The 21110-nt window shown below is 40.6% G+C and carries 23 protein-coding genes; 20 read left to right on the top strand and 3 right to left on the bottom strand.

Annotated features, from left to right (window positions below):
* Positions 1–103 precede the first annotated feature (103 nt).
* From GOP56_RS15865 to GOP56_RS15855, 3 genes are read left to right on the top strand one after another with little or no spacing between them, the layout of a single operon-like run.
* A complete protein-coding gene (locus GOP56_RS15865) occupies positions 104–862 on the top strand; it encodes a ParA family protein (protein WP_003344627.1) in 759 nt (252 codons plus the stop codon).
* Positions 859–1704 carry a ParB/RepB/Spo0J family partition protein gene (locus GOP56_RS15860; RefSeq protein WP_163246039.1) on the top strand — a complete coding sequence of 282 codons (846 nt, stop codon included), beginning with the start codon at positions 859–861 and terminating at the stop codon, positions 1702–1704. The genes GOP56_RS15865 and GOP56_RS15860 overlap by 4 nt, the downstream gene beginning before the upstream one ends.
* A 13-nt stretch (positions 1705–1717) precedes the next feature.
* On the top strand, positions 1718–2878 hold the full coding sequence (locus tag GOP56_RS15855) for an aminotransferase class V-fold PLP-dependent enzyme (protein WP_163246038.1): 1161 nt from the start codon (positions 1718–1720) through the stop codon (positions 2876–2878).
* A gap of 58 nt (positions 2879–2936) precedes the next feature.
* Here GOP56_RS15855 and yyaC read toward each other — a convergent pair whose 3' ends face one another.
* Positions 2937–3560, bottom strand: coding sequence for a spore protease YyaC (yyaC, locus tag GOP56_RS15850; RefSeq protein ID WP_163246037.1), 624 nt, complete (start codon positions 3558–3560; stop codon positions 2937–2939).
* 206 nt (positions 3561–3766) lie between these two features.
* Here yyaC and GOP56_RS15845 point away from each other — a divergent pair, with 206 nt between their 5' ends.
* From GOP56_RS15845 to pepF, 4 genes are all read left to right on the top strand, one after another.
* The gene (locus GOP56_RS15845; RefSeq protein WP_035318994.1) at positions 3767–4018 is read left to right on the top strand and encodes a putative Se/S carrier protein; all 252 of its coding nucleotides are present in this window, start codon (positions 3767–3769) and stop codon (positions 4016–4018) included.
* A 20-nt stretch (positions 4019–4038) separates the two neighbouring features.
* A complete protein-coding gene (locus GOP56_RS15840) occupies positions 4039–4953 on the top strand; it encodes a mechanosensitive ion channel family protein (RefSeq protein WP_022586015.1) in 915 nt (304 codons plus the stop codon).
* 4 nt (positions 4954–4957) lie between these two features.
* Entirely contained in the window at positions 4958–5173 is a 216-nt protein-coding gene (locus GOP56_RS15835; protein WP_163246036.1) for a DUF951 domain-containing protein, read from the top strand.
* A gap of 343 nt (positions 5174–5516) precedes the next feature.
* Positions 5517–7448 carry an oligoendopeptidase F gene (gene pepF, locus GOP56_RS15830; protein ID WP_163246035.1) on the top strand — a complete coding sequence of 644 codons (1932 nt, stop codon included), beginning with the start codon at positions 5517–5519 and terminating at the stop codon, positions 7446–7448.
* 293 nt (positions 7449–7741) lie between these two features.
* On the opposite strand, the gene GOP56_RS15825 is transcribed toward pepF, so the two are convergent.
* Positions 7742–7957 (bottom strand): hypothetical protein, encoded by a 216-nt coding sequence (locus GOP56_RS15825; protein WP_022586017.1) that lies wholly within the window; start codon positions 7955–7957, stop codon positions 7742–7744.
* Positions 7958–8079: 122 nt separating this feature from the next.
* On the opposite strand from GOP56_RS15825, the gene GOP56_RS15820 reads away from it, so the two are divergent.
* The 12 genes from GOP56_RS15820 (at position 8080) to GOP56_RS15770 (ending at position 18560) form a co-directional block, all read left to right on the top strand.
* Positions 8080–8790 carry a hypothetical protein gene (locus GOP56_RS15820; RefSeq protein WP_022586018.1) on the top strand — a complete coding sequence of 237 codons (711 nt, stop codon included), beginning with the start codon at positions 8080–8082 and terminating at the stop codon, positions 8788–8790.
* A gap of 39 nt (positions 8791–8829) precedes the next feature.
* A complete protein-coding gene (locus GOP56_RS24415; protein ID WP_371807972.1) occupies positions 8830–8940 on the top strand; it encodes a hypothetical protein in 111 nt (36 codons plus the stop codon).
* Positions 8941–9432: 492 nt separating this feature from the next.
* Positions 9433–10533, top strand: a complete 1101-nt coding sequence (gene ychF, locus GOP56_RS15815) for a redox-regulated ATPase YchF (protein WP_003344608.1) — start codon at positions 9433–9435, stop codon at positions 10531–10533.
* Between the two features lie 137 nt (positions 10534–10670).
* Entirely contained in the window at positions 10671–10958 is a 288-nt protein-coding gene (rpsF, locus tag GOP56_RS15810) for a 30S ribosomal protein S6 (RefSeq protein WP_003334007.1), read from the top strand.
* A gap of 24 nt (positions 10959–10982) precedes the next feature.
* Positions 10983–11450: a single-stranded DNA-binding protein gene (ssb, locus tag GOP56_RS15805; protein WP_003334008.1), complete on the top strand. Its 468-nt coding sequence runs from the start codon at positions 10983–10985 to the stop codon at positions 11448–11450.
* Positions 11451–11502: 52 nt separating this feature from the next.
* Entirely contained in the window at positions 11503–11733 is a 231-nt protein-coding gene (gene rpsR, locus GOP56_RS15800) for a 30S ribosomal protein S18 (protein WP_003334009.1), read from the top strand.
* Between the two features lie 75 nt (positions 11734–11808).
* Positions 11809–12789 carry a DUF2232 domain-containing protein gene (locus tag GOP56_RS15795; protein WP_163246034.1) on the top strand — a complete coding sequence of 327 codons (981 nt, stop codon included), beginning with the start codon at positions 11809–11811 and terminating at the stop codon, positions 12787–12789.
* 15 nt (positions 12790–12804) lie between these two features.
* Positions 12805–14742: a DHH family phosphoesterase gene (locus GOP56_RS15790; RefSeq protein WP_163246033.1), complete on the top strand. Its 1938-nt coding sequence runs from the start codon at positions 12805–12807 to the stop codon at positions 14740–14742.
* 15 nt (positions 14743–14757) lie between these two features.
* Positions 14758–15201 (top strand): 50S ribosomal protein L9, encoded by a 444-nt coding sequence (gene rplI, locus GOP56_RS15785; RefSeq protein ID WP_003334013.1) that lies wholly within the window; start codon positions 14758–14760, stop codon positions 15199–15201.
* A gap of 28 nt (positions 15202–15229) precedes the next feature.
* Complete coding sequence (gene dnaB / locus GOP56_RS15780; protein ID WP_003334014.1) at positions 15230–16576, top strand: replicative DNA helicase; 1347 nt, start codon at positions 15230–15232, stop codon at positions 16574–16576.
* A 308-nt stretch (positions 16577–16884) separates the two neighbouring features.
* The gene (locus tag GOP56_RS15775) at positions 16885–18171 is read left to right on the top strand and encodes an adenylosuccinate synthase (RefSeq protein ID WP_003334015.1); all 1287 of its coding nucleotides are present in this window, start codon (positions 16885–16887) and stop codon (positions 18169–18171) included.
* A 179-nt stretch (positions 18172–18350) separates the two neighbouring features.
* Positions 18351–18560, top strand: coding sequence for a hypothetical protein (locus GOP56_RS15770; RefSeq protein ID WP_003334016.1), 210 nt, complete (start codon positions 18351–18353; stop codon positions 18558–18560).
* A 197-nt stretch (positions 18561–18757) separates the two neighbouring features.
* Here GOP56_RS15770 and GOP56_RS15765 read toward each other — a convergent pair whose 3' ends face one another.
* Positions 18758–19129 (bottom strand): hypothetical protein, encoded by a 372-nt coding sequence (locus tag GOP56_RS15765; RefSeq protein WP_163246032.1) that lies wholly within the window; start codon positions 19127–19129, stop codon positions 18758–18760.
* Positions 19130–19497: 368 nt separating this feature from the next.
* Between GOP56_RS15765 and GOP56_RS15760 the strand changes: the two genes are divergently transcribed.
* Positions 19498–20991, top strand: a complete 1494-nt coding sequence (locus GOP56_RS15760) for a peptidoglycan DD-metalloendopeptidase family protein (RefSeq protein WP_163246031.1) — start codon at positions 19498–19500, stop codon at positions 20989–20991.
* The last annotated feature ends 119 nt before the right edge of the window (positions 20992–21110 follow it).

Here is a 21110-nt window from a genome sequence, read left to right as displayed (position 1 = left end):
TTATCAACAAAATCGTTCTTACAAACAGCTAATTTTGCGCGAACAGCGTCAGGAATACGACAAGCTGCTCTCACAAGTAACATGTACAAATGAGGTGGAGATTTTGGGGAAAGTAATTGCAGTAGCCAATCAGAAAGGCGGCGTTGGTAAAACAACCACTGCTGTGAATCTAAGTGCTTGCTTGGCTAGTATAGGCAAAAAGGTTTTATTAGTGGATATCGATCCACAAGGGAATGCTACAAGTGGTGTTGGTATTAATAAAGCCGATGTACGTTATTGCGTATACGATGTACTAATTAATGACATCAGTCCAATTGAAACAACTCTGCCCACTGAGATTGAGGGGTTATCTATTATCCCTGCTACGATACAATTAGCAGGTGCAGAAATAGAGCTAGTACCTACCATTTCACGAGAAATTCGCTTAAAAAAGGCACTAGAGGTCGTGAAAGATAACTATGATTTTGTTATTATAGATTGCCCTCCGTCTTTAGGGATTCTTACAGTCAATTCGCTGACAGCCTCCGACTCGGTGATCATTCCCATTCAATGTGAATATTATGCGCTTGAGGGGCTTAGTCAGCTTTTAAATACAGTTCGATTAGTTCAAAAGCATTTAAATGCTAATCTAGCTATTGAAGGAGTATTGTTAACGATGCTAGATGCGCGTACGAATTTAGGCATTCAAGTAATTGATGAGGTAAAAAAATATTTCCAAGATAAAGTGTATCAAACAATTATTCCACGCAATGTGCGACTAAGTGAAGCACCATCGCATGGACAAGCAATTATCAGCTATGATCCACGTTCGAGAGGGGCCGAAGTTTATACTGAATTGGCTAAGGAAGTGGTCGGTATATGAGTAAACGCTTGGGAAAAGGGTTAGGCGCCTTAATAACCTCTAATTTGATTGAAGAGAGCGAGCAAGTTACAGACGTCGAAATCAGTGAGATCCGTCCCAATCCATACCAGCCTCGTAAAGAATTTGAACCAAAAGCTTTGCAGGAACTAGGGGAATCTATCAAGATTCATGGCATCATTCAGCCGTTAATCGTCCGAAAGAGTATTAAAGGATATGAGTTAGTGGCGGGAGAACGACGTCTGCGTGCTGCTAAATTGGCAGGCTTAAAGAAAGTCCCTGTCGTTATCAAAAGCTATACAGACCAACAGATTATGGAGCTTGCTCTCATTGAAAATTTGCAGCGGGAAAACTTAAATCCGATGGAAGAAGCCGAGGCATATTTTAAATTAATGGAGCATTGTTCCTATACCCAAGAGGAATTAGCACAAAAAGTAGGGAAAAGTCGTCCCCATGTAACCAATATCATGCGATTGTTACAGTTGCCTGATAAAATAAAAGAGCTAGTCGCTACATCTTCCTTATCCATGGGACATGCGAGAGCGTTGATTCCTGTAGAAGATGCAGATTTACAATGGAAACTGGCTCGTGATGTGATTAAGTACGAGTGGACGGTACGCCAATTGGAGGAAACGGTGAAACAACTGCATGTTTCACGTGAAACCAAAAAGAAAAAGTCTGTTACAAAGGAAAAGGTATACGTTCAATGGGAGCAACGTCTACAGAATCGTTTTGGAACGGGTGTTCAAATCAATAAAACGAATAAAAAGGGAAAGATAGAAATAGAATTTTACTCCGATGACGATCTGCAACGCATTCTTGATATTTTGCAAATAGAAGAGTAAAGGGGATTTTCCTATGTCAGTGACTTATTTGGATAATGCCGCATCTTCTTGGCCAAAGCCACCCCAGGTAAAAGAAGCAATGATAGAAGTAATAGACGATTACGCAGCCAATCCTGGTCGTGGAGGACATGCACTGGCGATGAAGGCCAGTAAAGCGTTGTTTCGGACGCGTGTACAACTTGCTAGGTTGTTCGGGATTGAGAACCCGAATAACCTCTTTTTTTACCAAAATGCAACTCAAGCACTCAATCAGGCGATAAAAGGCTTCCTACAGCCGGGGGATCATGTAGTAACCTCATCGATTGAACACAATTCTGTACGCAGGCCACTTGAATATTTGCGCGCGAAGCTTGGAATTGAAATTACATATGTCAGGCCGCGTGAAGATCAGTTCTTTTATGCTGAAGATTTTGCCCAAGCATTTCGGAAAGAGACCAAATTGCTTGTGGTTAGCCACGCTTCTAATCTAACAGGTATGATCTTACCGATTAAGGAGCTTGGAGAATTGTGTGAGCATCATCGGCTTACCTTCTTGGTGGATGCTTCGCAGACAGCAGGTGTTCTACCTATAGATGTTGCCGATATGAAGATTGATATGTTAGCTTTTCCTGGGCATAAGGGGCTATACGGACCACAAGGAACAGGATGCTTATTTGTCAGAGATGAGATTAGTCTGGAACCATTACTACATGGTGGGACCGGAAGCCAATCCGAGGCTATTGAGCAGCCAACGACCAGGCCAGACCGCTATGAAAGCGGAACAGCTAATACGGTTGGTATTGCGGGGCTAGGTGCCGGTGTATCGTTCGTCCTGGAAACTGGGATTGAGAAAATTCATCAACAGGAATGGGCATTAGCAAAAATGACCCTTGAGGAATTAATGAAGATAGACGGGGTAGAGGTATATGGACCAGACCTGTCAATCGAACGGGTTGGGCTGGTTGCGTTTAATATAATGGGAGCAGATGCTTCTGAGATTGCCTTCATTTTAGACCAACAATACCAAATCGCTGTGAGGGCTGGTTATCATTGCACTCCGCTTGGCCATGAAACAGTTGGTACTGAAAAAAGAGGCGCTGTGAGAGCCAGCTTTGGGGTATTTAACGACGAAAATGACGTGAGACGACTGATTTCGGCAATCAGGGAGATTTCTGAGGCATTTTATGTCGGATAAAAGAGGATGAAGATGAAAAAGGCAACCTTACTAGCGTGTGAGGTCGCCTTTTTTACTATCAACTACCGTCTCGTATAAACGGTATATCCTTATATGTGTAATCAAACGGGGAAAACAATTGAGATGATGCTTTGTGAATAGCTGAGGCAATAATATCAGCCATACTGACTACAACATGTAGCCGAGTGTTTTGTAGGACGAAATACTCCATAAAGCCACCTACATTGACAATTCCGGTGATATGGAAGTGTCCAACAGCGGGTAACTCTTTTTTTACTCCAGCTCCTGGTTTCACTGGACCATCAACGACGTTAATATATCCTACATGCTGGTATTGCCCTAGACAAGCATCAATGGCTACGATGAGAGCATTAGGATGCTTTTCTGTTATCAGCGCGATCTGATCCGCAAGATTAACAGCATGCACAGGTGATTCAAGTGTCCCATATACGAAAATATCGTCAAGAAAATATGTGTGTAGTCGAGAGCCAACCAAAGGACCTAAGGCATCACCGGTAGAGCGATCTGTTCCGATGCATAGGACTACTAGATCCTGATCTGCTGACTTTTGGAGGAAGCGTTCATAAAGATGCTCAGACAAGTGTCTCGTAGCTGACTCATGCGTGTGGTCAACCCTAAAGGGAGGATAAGAAACATCCCGATTCTCTTCAAATCGTTTCATAGATACCTCCACGAAATAAAAGTATTCCTAGTATATGGAGATTTAGGATGTTTTATACCTGAGGGGGGGATTGAGATTAGAAATTGATTAAAAACTGCAAGAGAAAGTAGAAGAGAGAGTCGTCTCCGGGTAAAATAGATAATGCTTTACGAATAAGCTGGTGAGTAAGTGTGATAGAGGCTGGAGGAAAAGGAGAGGGCACAAAGATGGAAAATACCGTCTTGATCGCTTTTGATTCAACACAGCAAGCATTACGGGCAGAAATGTTATTAGAATATGAGGATATCGAAATTGATACCCGACCGACGCCTAAGGAAATTACGGCTGGATGTGCACTATCTATTGAATTTCCCAGCGAATCATTTGAACGCGCACTGGCTATCATCACTTCACAGCACGTAGTCATACGTGGATTTTTTCATTATGAAAATGGAACTTACGTAGAGATAGGTTTGTAAAAGAAAGGGGTTAAAGAGACTTGGAGGAAATACAACAGGACTTGAATGCTAACTTGACTGCATTTCAAAAGATGTGGAATCAGGTATATGGAGTACTATCAAATCCAGATTTTTGGGTGGATAAAGGGTTTGCTTTGATTGGGATTATTCTCATTATTGTGTTAGCCCGGATTTTAGTAACCATTATTGGAAAATCAGTTGATCGCATTTTTAGTAATCGAGAGAAAAGTATGATTCAATTTGACAGACGTCGAGTAGATACGATGCGCATACTGGTTAAAAATGTGGCTAGATACACAATCTATTTCGTTACTCTATTGGTGGTACTAAGACAGGTAGGACTAGATTTGCAGCCGGTATTAGTAAGTGCGGGTGTATTGAGTCTTGCTGTAGGTTTTGGAGCGCAGAGCTTAGTAAAAGACGTAATTACAGGATTTTTCATTATTTTTGAAGATCAATTTGCTGTAGGAGATATGGTAACGATCAATGGAGTGACAGGGACCGTCATGGTTATTGGTTTGCGTATCTCCAAAATTAAAAGCTGGACGGGAGAAGTGCATATCTTTCCGAATGGTACGATTAATCAAGTGACTAATTTCTCGGTTCAGAATTCAGTGGCTTTTGTTGATGTGTCTGTCGCTTATGAGGAAGATTTGACACATGTAGAAGAGGTTTTAAAGGAAGTCGTAGAGAAAATGGGGAAAGAAGAAGAGGATATTGTCAATCAACCACAGGTATTGGGTGTTCAAGCGTTGGGACCGTCAGAGGTCATTATTCGTGTGACAGCAGAGTGTAAGCCTAATACGCATTTTGGTATTATGCGTAAGATGAGAGCACGAATTAAACAAGAATTTGTTCGTAGAGGTATTGAAATCCCATACCCTAAAACTGTTATGATGGGAAAAGATAATAAAGTGATAAATCCAGGTGGGTGAATTCATGGAAAGAAAGCAATTTGATCTGGGGGATATTGTCCAGATGAAAAAACAGCATCCATGCGGCACAAATGCATGGAAGATTATTCGTATGGGGATGGATATTCGAATTAAATGTACGGGATGCGATCACAGTGTGATGATTCCGAGATTGGAATTTGAAAAGAAGATGAAAAAAGTATTGGTGCCAGCAGCGCCAAAAGAGTCCGTAGAAGAATAGCTGTAGAGATGCTGAATGCAAAAAAGATGCCTCGGTTATAGGGGCATCTTTTTGTGTATAGAAAAAACTTTCCACAAAAATAAATAAAAAAATGTGGATAACCCAAAAAGTGAAAACCCATATATAGCAAGGCTTTCACTTGTGTATAACTTTTTTTGAAAAAACTATCCACAAAGATATCCACAGGCTTATCCAGGATAGAATTGAATAATTTTGTGACAATTTATCACAATAAAAGAGATGAACACGATCCCATCCAATTTTCTTACATAAAAAATAACGAATCTAGCCTGTTTAGAAATGATGATGGAACTGTTACGTTAGTAGAAAGGAGCAAGTTGCTATGATTTTTCTCAAAGGAAAAAATCTGGTATGGGCAGTTGTTGCATGCACATTTTTTATCCACAGCAGCTTCATGTCTATTTCCTTTGCCTATCCACAAGTGGGTAACAAAGAGACACAACGAACATCATATCAAAATCGCAAAGAAATTCCAACCATTTTTACATGGAATTTATCAGATATTTATCCAAATGTATCAGCGTGGGAAAAAGATAAGCAGGAGACAAAGCGATTAGCCGACGCTTTTGCAACTCAGCAGGGCAAATGGGGGAAATCAGCAAAGGCGCTTGCTCAAGGGATGGAAGCGTATAGTCAATTGATGCGGTTACTCGATAAGGTGAATGTGTATGCTACATTGAATTTTGATATACAAACGGCTAATCCAAGTGCTCAGGCAATTGTCAACCAAGCCGAAAAAATCCGAGTATATGTTAAGGAACGAACCTCTTGGGTAGGTCCAGAGCTTGTTTCTATTCCCGATCAAAAGATGAAACAGTTTTTACAGGCACCAGAATTAGCCCCTTATAAACCATTTATTCAAGAAACAATACGTGTAAAACAGCACATGCTCCCAAGAGAACAGGAGCAATTGTTGGCTTCCTTTTCTTCGTTGGGGGGAACGCCAGAAAATATTTATAAGATGATTTCCAAAGACATCCCACTGCCTCTGATAAAAGATGAAACAGGTAAGATGGTGCCGTTAACCAGAACAAACTATGCCACTTATTTGGAAAGCAAGGATCGGCAAGTAAGAAAATCCGCCTATCAAGCCATGTATCGGACACTAGAGAAATATCAGGATACCTTGGCTCAGACGCTGGCAGGACAAATTAAAGCAAATAACCTATATGCATCAAGTAGAAAGTATAAGAATGCTTTGGAAGCTAGTCTTACACCAAATCAGGTGCCTGTAGAGGTATACGATCAACTCATTTCCACTGTGAATAAGAACATACCGCTCTTGGAGCGTTATCTTAGGCTACGTAAAGAGATGCTTTCATTACCAGAGCTTCATATGTATGACTTATATGTACCCCTTGTAGATCAAAAAAATGATTATATCCCCTATGAACAAGCAAAGGACTTGGTTATAAACGGGCTTGCACCACTTGGTGAGGAGTATGTATCTGTGATTAAAAAAGCGTTGGATAATCGATGGATAGATGTATATTCTACACCTGATAAAAGAACAGGGGCTTACCAATGGGGGGCTTACGATACCCATCCTTATGTTTTATTAAATTATCAAGGCTTAAAAGGAGATGTCTCAACTATTGCCCATGAATTGGGACATGCTATGCAATCGTATTACACAAACAAGGCACAGCCTTATATAACTTCGGGTTATCCGATTTTCACGGCCGAGGTTGCTTCCACTATGAATGAAAATCTACTATTTACGAGCCAATATAAAAAGGCAAAGACAAATAAAGAGAAAATGGCATTACTCGTGCAAAACTTAGAAAATTTCCGTACCACCTTATTTCGTCAAACTCAATTTGCCGAATTTGAGAAAGCCATGTATGAAGCTGATCAACGCGGTGAAGCACTACAAGCGGACTCCCTTAAGAAAATGTATCTGGATATCAATAAAAAATATTATGGCAAGCAGGTAGTTATGGATCAGGAGATCGCCATGGAATGGGCCCGCGTCCCTCATTTTTTTTATAACTTTTATGTCTATCAATATGCTACAAGCTTTGCGGCATCCGTAGCTCTTGCGAAACAAGTAGAAGAGGGCGGGAAACCAGAAGCTGAACGTTTTATCAAGACGTTACTTTCATTGGGCAGCTCTAAGCCGCCGCTTACTGTTTTGAAGGAGGCGGGGGTAGATATGACCACAGCTAAACCAATAGAGGATGCGATGAAGGTATTTGAAGAGAGACTAGATGAATTGGAAGGATTGCTGAAGGAAGCTAAGAAGAAAACCTAGGTAAGCTGGGTTTTCTTTTTTATTGCTTTGATAAGGAGTAGATGTATACGTAGGTTCGAGAGTTGGAATTGTAGGACTGGCAAATGTCTTGTAAAGGAAACATCTCGTAAATAAAACATCTCGTAAAGAAAACGAAGCAAACTCCTAATAATAAAGGTTTTTTTCTATAAATAGCTTACAGGAAATAGACTATTAATCCAATTTGGGATGAATAAAAAAAAGACCGCCTACGATATCGTTATGGCGATCTTCGTTATAAAAAATTACGTCGATTTACAGTTCGTAGCACCTTATTACTTTGGCTCCTTTTTGATAAAAAAAGAGAGCAGAATTATTACCGCACTTATTGCTAATTCCCAATAGAAAAGCGTATAGAAAGAATCTAAAGGGTGTTTGTAGTATCCTTTAGTAAATTTATATTCTTCTAACGCGAACCATTCACCCCAAACCATCGCCAAAAATAACTGAAAAAACGCTCCAAAAAGAAAAGCAACCCCTATCTTAAACATAAAATCTGAATCCCTCCTAAATACGGAATATATTTAAAATACTACAAATGATATGGAATATCCAATTATTGTATGCTAATATAAAAATACTTAAATTTTACAATAATGGAGGAATTAGTATTGTGAAAAAGCTAGTAAGTTTATCATTAGTGGCAGCATTAACAATTGGAATTTCAATGCCTTGGATGGGGAATAATGTCCAAGCCAATGAGTTACCGGCTACGTTGAGCGAAAGCAGCATTGTCCCAGACAAAATTGAATACATCACAAGTGAAAAAGGCGAAAGAGTACCTGTTATTTACATCGCTGATCCTGATAAGGCCCAAAAATTTATGGAACAGAATGGATTTAAAAAAGAATCCGCCATCAAGGATCAAACTGCTAAAGACAGTGAAAAAAGAAAAGGTATCCAGCCAGCTCTTTTTGATACTTATGAATATGTTGATTACGTTGGACCTATGAAATACGATTATCGAGTGGACTATACAGAAAATAGGACAAAAAAGGATTTTGAATGGGAACGTACAGTGGAGAGAGATGCATTCTCCGAAACGTCAATAACTGTGGGCGGGGACTTTGAAAAGATTTTTAAGGCAGAGGTAGGAAAGAAATGGTCTGAAAAATTCACCTATAAAGATACATTTACCGTGAAAATTCCTCCCAAAAAACAAGGGGAAATTTGGACCTGGAATAATGCTAAGGTGTATAAATTTAAAGAAATTGGAACGTTCAGTACAGTCAATTTCACCGCCACTCTAGTAACCAATTATTTTGGTAATAGTATCGTCGTTACAGACTTTAGAGATCCTCATGGCAAACCTCCTAGAAAATAAAAAGAGCACATAGCAATAACTCACGAAACTCCTTCTCTATTGTTCCAGTTTGGTAGCTTCCTTGTGAGCTTACCGGGATTAGTCGTGACAAGAGTCACCGTTCCCCCGGCCCCAAAAAGTAAGACCGCCATTAAGCCTTCCAAAGTCTGACGATCTTACCCTATGCTAGTCAATCCCATTGAGAGATAGCCTATTGTATAGAATCGTAGGTGCGCCAGCATCTACGTTTTTTTATTTACTCCATACCTAAACCTTATAGGATATATATAATTTTTACGCAACAAAATGTACTGCATACAATAAAACTATACAGTCAGGGAAGCGATATAAAATTGCAATAGGCATTAAGAAATGAAACAATGAGTTTATTGACAAGATAGGCGCTATATTTTGTATGAAATTTGAAACTCTATATCCCAAAAGGAAAAGCGGTATTATAACTGACTGTAAAATTAAGGCTGAACTTGATTTAAAAACGACGACTTTTTATAAGATATGAAACAAATATGAAAAAGAAATTTTAGGTCAAGTTGTGGGAACCATTTCTATTAAAGATTGGGAACTGTGTGATTGTATTATAACCAGTAAGTCTTTATACTAAAGAGCATGTTCTATTTCGGAAAATAAGGAGTGTATATATACATGGGTTCGAGCGTTGGAATTGTAGGTCTTCCGAATGTTGGGAAATCTACCCTATTTAATGCAATTACGCAAGCGGGAGCAGAATCCGCAAACTATCCTTTCTGTACCATTGATCCTAACGTGGGTATCGTAGAAGTACCTGATCCACGTCTAAACAAATTAACAGAGATCGTTGTTCCAAACAAAGTTGTACCTACCGCTTTTGAATTCGTGGATATCGCTGGTTTGGTTAAAGGAGCGAGCAAAGGGGAAGGATTGGGGAACCAATTTTTGGCCCATATTCGTGAAGTAGATGCGATTGCACAGGTGGTACGTTGCTTTGAAGATCAGAACATTGTACACGTTGCAGGTAAAGTAGACCCTCTAAGCGATATCGAAACCATTAACCTGGAATTGGTATTTGCTGATTTAGATTCCGTTACTCGCCGTATTGATCGTATGGGGCGTAAAGCGAAATCAGGTGATAAAGAGGCAAAGGTAGAGCTTGAGGTATTAGAAAAACTAAAGGCCGCTTTTGAAGAAGGTCAAGCAGCACGTGGTGTTGAGCTAACAGAAGATGAGCTTAAAATCATTCGTGACCTGCACCTGTTAACCATTAAACCAATGCTGTATGTTTGTAATGTAGCGGAAGACGGCATCCACAATGCTGATGAGAATCCGCATGTGCAAGCAGTTCGCAAGCATGCTGAAGCTGAAGGCGCTGAGGTAGTTATTATCAGTGCAAAAGTAGAATCCGAAATTGCTGAATTAGAAGGCGAAGACAAGGAAATGTTCCTAGAAGAGCTAGGACTGCAAGAATCAGGTCTTGACCGCTTGATCCGAGCTGCTTATTCCTTGCTTGGTTTGATTACGTACTTCACGGCTGGGGTTCAAGAGGTGCGTGCATGGACAGTTCGTCGCGAAACCAAGGCTCCTCAGGCTGCTGGTGTTATTCATACAGACTTTGAGCGTGGATTTATTCGTGCCGAAGTGGTAGCTTATGATGATTTGGTAGCGGCGGGCAATGTGAATGCTGCTCGTGAAAAAGGGAAATACCGCTTGGAAGGTAAAGAATACGTGGTAAAAGATGGCGACGTTATTCATTTCCGTTTCAACGTGTAATCTCTTGATTTGTCTTTAATGGTTTGTTATAATGCTTAAATGCGAGTATGGAAATGGGTGCCTCTAGTAGGTTTCATTAGCACTCGCTCCTTGCCCTTTTTTAAAGGGCCGCTAGTCCAAAAGGAGGTGAAGAAGGTATGCGTCAATATGAAGTAATGTACGTATTGCGTCCAGACCTTGAAGAAGAGAAAGTGAAAGCGAATGTAGCTCGTTATAGCGAAATCGTTACTAACAATGGTGGAGAAATCACCAAGCTTCAAGAAATGGGTAAGCGTCGTCTTGCTTATGAAATCCAAAAGTTCAAGGATGGTTTCTACGTTTTGATGAACTTTAAAGCTAACGCTGAGGTTGTTTCTGAAACTGAGCGTTTGATGAAAATTAACGACGACGTTATTCGTTTCCTTTTCGTAAGAGAAGATCAGTAATCGTTGTCGCGGGGAGGGAGTCTTATGCTAAATCGTGTTATTCTAATTGGAAACTTAACCAAGGACCCTGAATTGCGTTATACGCCCAATGGTGTTGCGGTAACGACCTTTACCTTGGCGATAAATCGTCCTTATTCTGGAGCCGGTGGCGAAAAAGAAACGGACTTTATCAATATTGTAGCATGGCGTCAATTGGCTGATCTATGTGCAAACTATCTTCGTAAAGGTAGAAAAGCTGCTGTAGAAGGTCGTTTACAAACCAGAAGCTATGATAATAAAGAAGGTAAAAGAGTATACGTAACAGAAGTTGTCGCAGATAACGTGCAATTCCTAAGCTCACGTGAAGCGAGTGAAGGAAACACCGGCTATGACCCTGGTCCAAGCTATGGTGGCACGCGTCCGGCTTCCAAAGGTAATAACGATTCATTTAATGACCCCTTCGCCGATTCTGGAAAGCCGATTAACATCTCAGATGATGATCTGCCTTTCTAGTTAAGTTCTAGATCGTATGTAAACTATCATAACTTGAAAAGGAGGGACTCTCATGGCACGTAAAGGACGTCCTAATAAACGCCGTAAAGTTTGCTACTTTACTGTTAATAAGATTAAAAAGATCGATTATAAAGATATTGATCTTCTTAAGAAGTTCATCAGTGAGCGTGGTAAAATCTTACCTCGTCGTGTAACTGGTACTTCTGCTAAATATCAACGTAGATTGACAATCGCTATTAAACGCGCTCGTCAAGTAGCGTTGCTGCCATATACGGCTGAATAGAATCAATAAAGTCAAAGGGGGGCACAGAGCGTGGCCCCTCTTTTTCCATATTTATAAGAGGGGAGTCGCTCCTGTTTGCCTAATCGAACAAAACAACTAGCAGAAAGTGCTTTGTTACTGGGAATTGCAGGCGTGTTTCTCTTTGTAAGCCTTGCAACTCCTCTATCTGGCGTATTCTCTTTCTTGTTGCCTATTCCGTTCATTATTTTAGCCATGAGACGTACTGGCAAACAAATGATTATCATAGCAATAGCATATGCTGTACTTGGGCTGATCATTAGCTCGATTGCTGGTGTTATTTTTGCGATATCTGCCGTATTGCTGGGCTGGGTGATGGGCTTTGCGTATAGGAATACCAATCGGGCATTTCCAAGTATTTTTGCAGGTTCTATTGTTAAAGCGCTGTCTTATGTATTTTTAGTGTATGTATCATCGAAGCTGATGGGCATTGATATTGTTCAGCAATTCCATGAAGGAAAAGAATTAGTTTTAAATAATCCGCAGCTTTTGGAGTTAAGGCCTCCAGAGTTTACCGTAGAGGCATGGAAAAAATTTTTAATTGACATATTTGAGATGTTGACCATGCTGTTGCCGTTTATCATTATGTTTGGTAGCTTTGTATCTACCACGTTCATTCATTGGATGGCACGGCTGATCAGTAAAAGACTGTCCATTCAAATTCCAGCTTTGCCACCTATACGACAATGGCAATTACCGAGATCACTTCTGTTTTTTTATGTGGTTACGTTGCTGTTTATGTTCTTCAATAGGAATACAATGGGTCAAACAACGACTAGTTCTTTGTTATTTAACTTGTTTTATGCACTGCAATTCCTGTTTTTTATTCAGGGAGTAGGGTTTGTTGCATTCGTTGTTGATAAATATAAGAGCAAATGGCGTTTTCCATATGTCTTTGCTGGAGTATTTATTTTTCTCATCCTAGCTACTATACTTAATATAGGCGGGGTAGTATTATTGTTGACTACCGTATTAGGATTCGTGGGATTGCTTGATTTGGGCATACGATTACGTACTAGACTTGAGAGTAGAAAGTGAAGAGGAGCTGAGTAAATGCCCAAGTTCCTGTTTAAACGTTGGTATGGCTTACATATGGTTTTAGCTTTAAGTTTTAGCTTAGTGCTTGTCGCCATCTTAACGTTATATCACTGGATATATGGCGCGATAGGGATAGTGTGCATTATCGGTCTCATATTAGCCACGCTTCAAATTGAAAAGAGATTTCAGCAAGACTTAAAAATGTATATTGCCACTATTAATCATCGAGTTAAGAAGGCAAGTGAAGGCGTATTGCAGGAAATGCCGATTGGGATACTGCTGTTTAATGAGGATCGAGAGGTTGAGTGGACGAATCCTTATATGCAACAAATGACCAATATGGAGAATTTGATCGGAAAAGAACTAGCGGAACTATTTCCTGCTCTTGAATGGAAAGCAGAACAGAAAAAGCTTGATTTCACCTTTGGCGAGCGGATTTATGAGGTTTTAATTCGCCCCGAGGAACGTTTGCTGTATTTTACCGATGTAACCGAATATAAAGAGCTAGCAATTCGGTATCAGCAAGAAAAAACCATTGTGGGTATCATTCATCTCGATAACCTTGATGAACTGAGTCAGGTAATGGATGACCAAAGCCGTACATTACTTACGACCAGTGTATCTGGTGTGATACTCGAATGGGCACAGAAGCATGGGATTTTACTTCGTCGCATGAGTTCTGATAAGTTTTTAGCGGTTATGGATCGCGCTACCTTGGATCGGTTAGAAGAAACACGTTTTGATATCTTGGATGTCGTGCGCGAAATGACGGCTGACAACAAGATTCCTATTACGTTATCCATTGGGGTAGGTGCAGCAATGCCAAGCCTAGTGGAAGTGGGCAAAAATGCTCAGTCCAGTCTAGATATTGCTCTTGGACGCGGTGGTGACCAAGCAGCGGTGAAGGTTGGAAATAAATTAACCTTCTATGGTGGCAAGTCGAATGCCGTTGAAAAACGGACGCGTGTTCGTGCGCGAGTTATTGCTCATGCGCTACGTGATTTAATCCACGAAGCTGAGCAAGTTATTGTCATGGGACATAAGAATGCCGATATGGATTCTATCGGTGCTTGTCTTGGTGTGATAAAAACCGTACAAATACACAACAAACCAGGCTTTATTGTGTTGGACGAGGTAAATCCAGCGATTGAACGACTTATGAAGGAAGTGAATCAATCCACGCTAGCGGAAGCATTCATTTCACCAGATCAAGCCCTACAGATTGTATCTTCAAGAACTTTATTAGTGATTGTAGATACACATCGTCCGTCACTTGTGGTTGAATCCCGTCTGTTGCAAGAAACCAGCCGCATTGTGGTTATTGATCACCATCGCCGTTCTGAGGAATTTATTAATGATCCAGTTCTGTTGTATTTGGAGCCATACGCTTCCTCTACAGCAGAGCTAGTTACGGAGCTTCTACAGTACCAGACTGATCGTGTTAGCCTAGATAGCGTGACTGCTACAGGGCTATTAGCCGGGATTGTAGTTGATACCAAAAGCTTTGCATTCCGTACAGGTTCACGTACCTTTGAGGCAGCCTCCTTCTTGCGGAGGAATGGTGCCGATACTGCAATGGTGCAGCGTTTCTTGAAAGAGGATATCCAACAGTTTGTCAAACGCGCACGCGTAGTTATGAATACAGAGGTGTATCGTGACAAGATGGCAATCGCTGTGGGTGATCCTAAGGAAACCTACACTCAGGTACAGGTAGCACAAGCAGCAGAGGCTCTATTAACACTTGAGGGAGTTCAGGCTTCGTTTGTCATTGCTATGCGAGCTGATGAAGTAGTTTTAATAAGTGCCCGTTCCTTAGGCGATATAAATGTACAGTCCATCATGGAAAAAATGGGTGGAGGCGGTCATTTAAATGGAGCCGCTACTCAGATGAAAGATATTGCCATACCTGACGCTGTACGATTGTTAAAAGATGTTATAGACACAGAATTGTAAAGGAGGACGTTTCAAATGAAAGTAATCTTTTTGAAGGATGTAAAAGGACAAGGAAAAAAAGGTGAAATCAAGGAATTGTCTGAGGGCTACGTACGCAATTTCTTACTTCCTAGAGGCTTAGTAAAAGAAGCAACAGAGGGAAACGTTAAGAATTTAGAGGCACAAAAAAAGAGTGAAGATAAAAGAAAAGAGCAAGAAAAATTAGAAGCCCAACAATTGGCTGAGAAAATGAATGAAATGACCGTTAAAATAAAAGGGAAAGCCGGTGAGGGCGGACGTCTTTTTGGTGCGATTTCCAGCAAGCAGGTAGTAGAAGCGTTGGAAGAGCAATTTAACGTAAAAGTGGATAAACGAAAATTAGATATGGAGCCTATTCGTTCTTTAGGTGTTACACAAGTAAAAACAAAGCTCCATCATGATGTTGTAGCAATTTTAAAAGTACATGTAGTAGAAGAGTAAAATTTGAACAGAAGTTGAGGGGTGTGAAGTGAGCGATTTATATTTGGACCGAGTGCCGCCGCAAAATATAGAGGCGGAAGAATCGGTGTTGGGTGCGATTTTCTTATCCAAAGAAGCGCTTATTACTGCGATGGAACTCCTTCGCCCAGAAGACTTCTATAAAACTTCTCACCAGCGTATCTTCAATACCATGCTTGCTCTTTATGAAAGAGGAGAGCCTGTTGACCTTGTAACCGTTACGGCAGATTTACAGGATCAAAAGGTCTTGGAAGAAACGGGTGGTGTTGTCTATTTAACATCCCTCGCTAGCTCTGTTCCTACAGCGGCCAATATTGAGTATTATGCCAAGATCGTAGAAGAGAAATCATTGCTTCGTCGATTAATTCGTACAGCAACTAAAATTGCTAATGATGGCTACTCACGTGAGGATGAAGTAGGCGAAATCATTGCGGATGCGGAAAAATATATCCTAGAGATCGCACAAAACCGCAATAGCGGAGGGTTTATTCCTATTCGTGATGCTTTGATGGAAACCTATGAGCGTATTGAATTTTTAAGCCAAAGAAAAGGCGATATAACAGGTATTCCATCTGGTTATCCTGATTTAGATAAAATGACGGCAGGTTTTCAACGATCTGACCTGATTATTTTAGCTGCTCGTCCTTCTGTAGGTAAAACAGCGTTTGCTTTGAACGTAGCGCAGAACGTTGCCGCGAGGGCGAATGAAACAGTAGCTATCTTTTCTCTTGAGATGTCAGCGTCTCAGCTTGTACAACGTATGATTTGTGCGGAAGGGAATCTAGATGCTTCCCGTATGCGCTCTGGTGGGTTGGAAGAGGATGATTGGCAAAAGCTAACGATGGCAATTGGTACTTTAGCGAAGGCCCCCGTCTATATTGATGATACACCAGGTATAACCGTACAGGATATTCGTGCAAAATGTCGACGTCTTCAAACTGAAAAAGGATTAGGTCTCATTCTAATTGACTACTTACAGTTAATTCAGGGACGAGGAAAAGGTGACAACCGACAGCAGGAGGTATCTGAGATCTCACGTACGTTAAAAGGGATAGCCCGTGAGTTAAATGTACCTATCATTGCTTTGTCACAGTTAAGCCGTTCTGTTGAGCAGCGACAAGATAAACGTCCAATGATGTCAGATATTCGTGAATCAGGTTCCATTGAGCAGGATGCTGATATTGTTGCCTTCCTATATCGTGATGATTACTACGATAAGGAAACTGAGGCCAAAAATATTATTGAGATTATCATTGCCAAGCAACGTAATGGTCCTACCGGGACCGTTGAGCTTGTTTTCTTAAAGGAATTTAATAAATTCGTCAGCTTAGATCATCGTTATCGGGATGTAGGCTAACAAAAACGAGCCATCTTCCATTTCAAGAAGATGGCTTTTTTTGTGTTATGACGGGCAGAAAATAATGCATTTCTTATTTTTACTAGGTACACAAGAGCTTATTTTCGCCTGTTTTTCTTTTTTTGACATATACTAAGAAAAATAGGTAAAAGGACAGGGAAGCCTGCTTCTTATTGGCATAAAATGAATATGTATTTACGAACATATAGTAATAAGGATTATAAAATGTTCGTGATTTGGTTGACATCTGTTCGTTGCTTTAGTAAAATGAGTTTGTTTTTCTGATTATTAATCAGGAGGTGTGTTCATTGTCAACAGTCGTGGTTGTAGGAACCCAATGGGGCGATGAAGGAAAAGGAAAAATTACAGATTACTTAGCAGAAACAGCAGAGGTAGTAGCACGTTACCAGGGTGGTAACAATGCTGGTCATACAATTATTTTTGATGGGAATAAATATAAGCTCCATTTGATTCCATCCGGGATCTTTTATAAGGATAAAATCTGCGTAATTGGAAACGGCATGGTTATTGATCCTAAGGCATTGGTAGCAGAGCTAGAATATCTGCATGGTCATGGATTCACTACGAATAATTTAAAAATTAGCGATCGTGCTCATGTTATTCTGCCATACCATATTAAGCTGGATGGAGTAGAAGAAGAGAGCAGAGGCCAAAACAAAATCGGTACTACTCGTAAAGGTATCGGTCCTGCTTACATGGATAAAGCAGCGCGTATTGGTATTCGTATCGCTGATTTGATGGACAAAGAAGAGTTTAAGGAAAAGTTAGCTCGGAACCTAGTTGAGAAAAACCGCGTTCTTGAGAAGCTTTATAACGAAGAAGGCTTTAAACTAGAAGATATCTATGAAGAGTATCTGAAGTATGCTGAAATCATTCGTCCATACGTAACTGATACATCAGTCGTATTAAATGACGTTATTGATAATGGAAACCGTGTGCTATTTGAAGGTGCTCAAGGGGTACTGTTAGATATTGACCAAGGTACTTATCCATATGTAACATCGTCTAACCCGATCGCTGGTGGGGTGACTATCGGTTCTGGTGTAGGACCATCCAAAATTCATCAAGTAATTGGCGTGGCGAAAGCATATACAACACGTGTAGGAGACGGTCCATTCCCTACAGAATTACACGATGCAACAGGAGATCACATCCGTGAGGTAGGCTTTGAATTCGGTACAACAACAGGAAGACCTCGCCGTATCGGCTGGTTTGATACTGTGGTGGTTCGTCATGCTCGTCGCGTGAGTGGTATCACTGGTTTAGCAATTACGAAGCTAGATACACTATCTGGCATCGACAAACTTCGAATTTGTACGGCTTATAAGTACAAAGGTGAGATTCTAAACGAATTCCCAGCAAGCTTAAAGGTACTGGCTGAATGTGAGCCAGTATATGAAGAGCTTGAGGGTTGGAGTGAAGATATCACGGGCATACGTGATTTAAATGATTTGCCTGCTACTGCTCGTCACTATATCGAGCGTATCACACAGCTAACAGGAGTACCTATGTCTATCTTCTCCGTTGGGCCTGACCGTGAACAGACAAATGTAGTAAGAGGCATTTACGTATAGGCTCTTGCCAAATGAAAAAAAGCGGTTCTTATGCTTATCACTAGCATAGGAACCGCTTTTTTATGAACGGAAATAATGATTTTTCTACCTCTTCGTAAAAAAATTGTTTGGGACAGTCACCAGTACCCACCATCTGGGCATATCTTATCGTATACCAAATGAAAACGGGGTGCTTGATAATGGGATTCGATCAAAAAGCAATGACACTGGTTGGCAAAGATGTGGAAGTTAAAATGTTTAATGGTGTAATCATCAGCGGGACGATGACTCATGTAAGCAAAGGATATGTTTGCTTCGTACTTGGCAAAAGAGAGAATGATACAAACAAAAAGAAAGAAATTCGCAGACTATCCATACGTGACATCACCTCAATGGTGGCTATTAACTAAATTATGCACGATTATGTACATTAGAATGGCAGGGGTTATTGATTAAAAAACACGATAAGTCATGTAATACGTTTGATTTGGCTGCACCACAAAAAAACAGGGGTAACAGGAAAAAGGACTGTTTTCTACGTCTATATGACTACATGTAGACGTTTCAAAACAGTCTCTTTTCCTTATTCCTAAGAGGTCCAGATAGGTTAAATCAGCCCGCCATGAGATTGGATAATCTGATTGGCCTTACTACTGATGGCATCATCCACTAGGCAGGTTAGCAGCAGGTTTGGCATAGTAGCCTCAGCACCTCGATCAGCCATGCCGCTAGCAGAAGGGTCAGAAGCTGCTAGCACACTAGCATCACGACCAGAAGGAAAGTCTCCGCTTAACGTCATACTTCCTAAATTGGGCATTTCCCCAGTAATGGGATTCATTATGCGGTCTACACCTTTTCCCGGATAGCTACTTACCTCATCAATCTTAACTGTGGAGCATCCTAGCTGCTGTAATTCGTTTGCTGCCTGTTGAGCGCTCTGAAGGGATGAAAATCCTGCTAAAATACTAATTTCTTTCATAGAAATTGCCTCCAGTTGTTGAGAAGTATGTACGAACTGACTTATTTTTTGATCAGTGACGACTGCCCTTGCTTTTACATGTCATGGGTATTATTTCCTATGAAAATCATCGTTCATATACAGGTAAATAGTACCTTGTTATTCTTTTACAATCTTGTGACTTTATTATTACTCGACACATTACTATTTATTCGACCGGATTTTACACTTGATGTCGATTGCTGTGATGTGATACAGTTTAATAAGTTGGCTTAATTAGGAAATTTGACAGGTATAATTTAACTCCAGACACAATGTGCTGGAACATTTTGTTTTTTCAACTTTTGCGCGAGTAATGTTGATGTTGGAAAGGCTTATAGGAGGTATTAATGATGCGACCGGCCGAATGGAAAGACTGGTTGGTTCAGCGTGTCAAGCCATTGCTTGATACATGTAATCAAAGTTCCAGACGAATTGCAGACCGTGCTTGGGCATATATCCTTAGCCATAAGAAACAATCTGTTACTGTAGCTGTGACACTTGTAATGGGTGCTACTAGCGTAACCTATGCGAATTATTACTACACTTCTAATATGACTCCCCTTTATCATGTCATGCTAAATGGTAAAGAGATGGGTGTGGTGGACAACCCTGAAGTAGTGAGGCAATGGACGGAAGAGCGCTTAAAGGAACAGGAACAGAAACATCATGCCCCGCTTACGCTAAGTGATAATATCACCTTTGCAGAAGAAAAGGTGTTTAAAGGGCAGGTAAACAATCAAGAAACACTTCAAACACTTGAAAAGGAAGCAAATCTTCAGGTTGAAGCCATCAAGGTAATGGTTGGGGACAAACTTGTGGGGTATGCGGCTAATCAAGAACAAGCGGATAAAGTTTTAGCTGATATCAAGGAACGATACAGTGGCGTTCCGACGAATAAAACGAAGAAACCAGAAGTTATGGCGGCTTCCCTATCGACTGACAAACAGATTAAGTCAGTTTCGTTCAAGGAAAAGGTCTCTCTAGATACAGAAACTGTACCGGCTGATAAGATTATACCGGCTAACAAGCTAGAGGAAGTATTAGTTAAAGGTACGGCACAAGAAACAATACATTCTGTTAAGCCTGGTGATACAGTTAGCGGAATTGCTAAAAAATATGGAATTACCCAAAAAGAGATATTTAAAAACAATCCTGGTGTTACTGAGAATACGTTGCTTCAATTGGATCAAAAATTAAATGTTACCGAGATTCGCCCTTATGTGACGGTTCAAGTGGTGGAAAACGCGACTAAGGACGAAAATATTTTTTATCAAATTGAAACAAAATCGAATGCCAAAATGCCTAAAGGTGAAACGAAAGTAGTTCGCGAGGGTAAGAATGGTTTAAAACGTGTTCAGTACGAATATGTAAAAGAAAATGGTCAGCTTGTAGCAACAAAGATGGTCGATGAAGATATGATTCAACAACCCGTTTCAAAAATTATTGAAAAAGGTACGAAGGTCATAGCGGACCGTGGTACCGGTCGTATTGCTTGGCCAGCTAGGGGCTATATTAGCAGTGGGTTTGGAACTCGCTGGGGACGTATGCATAAAGGTATTGATATTGCGGGATCAGGTACAGTGAAAGCAGCAGATAACGGTCGCGTTGTCCAAGCTGGCTGGAATGGAGACTATGGTATTTCCGTAACGATTAATCATGGGAATGGCACGCAAACCCTTTATGGACATTTGCGCAGTGCAAAGGTAAAAGTTGGACAAGTTGTCAGCAAAGGTGGAGCCATTGGCATTATGGGATCTACAGGTGACTCTACAGGTGTCCATCTTCATTTTGAAGTGCACAAAAACGGGCGTTTGTTAAACCCGCTTTCTGTGTTACGCTAACTATAGACAATTCAACAGACCAATTCTGACAGAGATGTCAGGGTGGTCTGTTTTCTTTTTCTCTACTAGTTATGTGAGGCTCTGTAGATTGCTTGAAAGGGAATTATTCGTTAAAGTGG

Source organism: Brevibacillus sp. 7WMA2 (assembly GCF_010748895.1).
In the GTDB taxonomy this organism is placed as follows: Bacteria; Bacillota; Bacilli; order Brevibacillales; family Brevibacillaceae; genus Brevibacillus_B; species Brevibacillus_B halotolerans.
Note: the sequence above shows the minus strand (reverse complement) of the source record. Positions and strands in the feature narration are given on the sequence as shown.

Bases quoted from the DNA above. Each gene is read 5' to 3' on its own strand.
- GOP56_RS15860 (WP_163246039.1), top strand. From the start codon at position 859: ATGAGTAAACGCTTGGGAAAAGGGTTAGGCGCCTTAATAACCTCTAAT.
- GOP56_RS15855 (WP_163246038.1), top strand. From the start codon at position 1,718: ATGTCAGTGACTTATTTGGATAATGCCGCATCTTCTTGGCCAAAGCCA.
- yyaC (WP_163246037.1), bottom strand. From the start codon at position 3,560: ATGAAACGATTTGAAGAGAATCGGGATGTTTCTTATCCTCCCTTTAGG.
- GOP56_RS15845 (WP_035318994.1), top strand. From the start codon at position 3,767: ATGGAAAATACCGTCTTGATCGCTTTTGATTCAACACAGCAAGCATTA.
- GOP56_RS15835 (WP_163246036.1), top strand. From the start codon at position 4,958: ATGGAAAGAAAGCAATTTGATCTGGGGGATATTGTCCAGATGAAAAAA.
- pepF (WP_163246035.1), top strand. From the start codon at position 5,517: ATGATTTTTCTCAAAGGAAAAAATCTGGTATGGGCAGTTGTTGCATGC.
- GOP56_RS15825 (WP_022586017.1), bottom strand. From the start codon at position 7,957: ATGTTTAAGATAGGGGTTGCTTTTCTTTTTGGAGCGTTTTTTCAGTTA.
- ychF (WP_003344608.1), top strand. From the start codon at position 9,433: ATGGGTTCGAGCGTTGGAATTGTAGGTCTTCCGAATGTTGGGAAATCT.
- rpsF (WP_003334007.1), top strand. From the start codon at position 10,671: ATGCGTCAATATGAAGTAATGTACGTATTGCGTCCAGACCTTGAAGAA.
- ssb (WP_003334008.1), top strand. From the start codon at position 10,983: ATGCTAAATCGTGTTATTCTAATTGGAAACTTAACCAAGGACCCTGAA.
- rpsR (WP_003334009.1), top strand. From the start codon at position 11,503: ATGGCACGTAAAGGACGTCCTAATAAACGCCGTAAAGTTTGCTACTTT.
- GOP56_RS15790 (WP_163246033.1), top strand. From the start codon at position 12,805: ATGCCCAAGTTCCTGTTTAAACGTTGGTATGGCTTACATATGGTTTTA.
- rplI (WP_003334013.1), top strand. From the start codon at position 14,758: ATGAAAGTAATCTTTTTGAAGGATGTAAAAGGACAAGGAAAAAAAGGT.
- GOP56_RS15770 (WP_003334016.1), top strand. From the start codon at position 18,351: ATGGGATTCGATCAAAAAGCAATGACACTGGTTGGCAAAGATGTGGAA.
- GOP56_RS15765 (WP_163246032.1), bottom strand. From the start codon at position 19,129: ATGAAAGAAATTAGTATTTTAGCAGGATTTTCATCCCTTCAGAGCGCT.
- GOP56_RS15760 (WP_163246031.1), top strand. From the start codon at position 19,498: ATGATGCGACCGGCCGAATGGAAAGACTGGTTGGTTCAGCGTGTCAAG.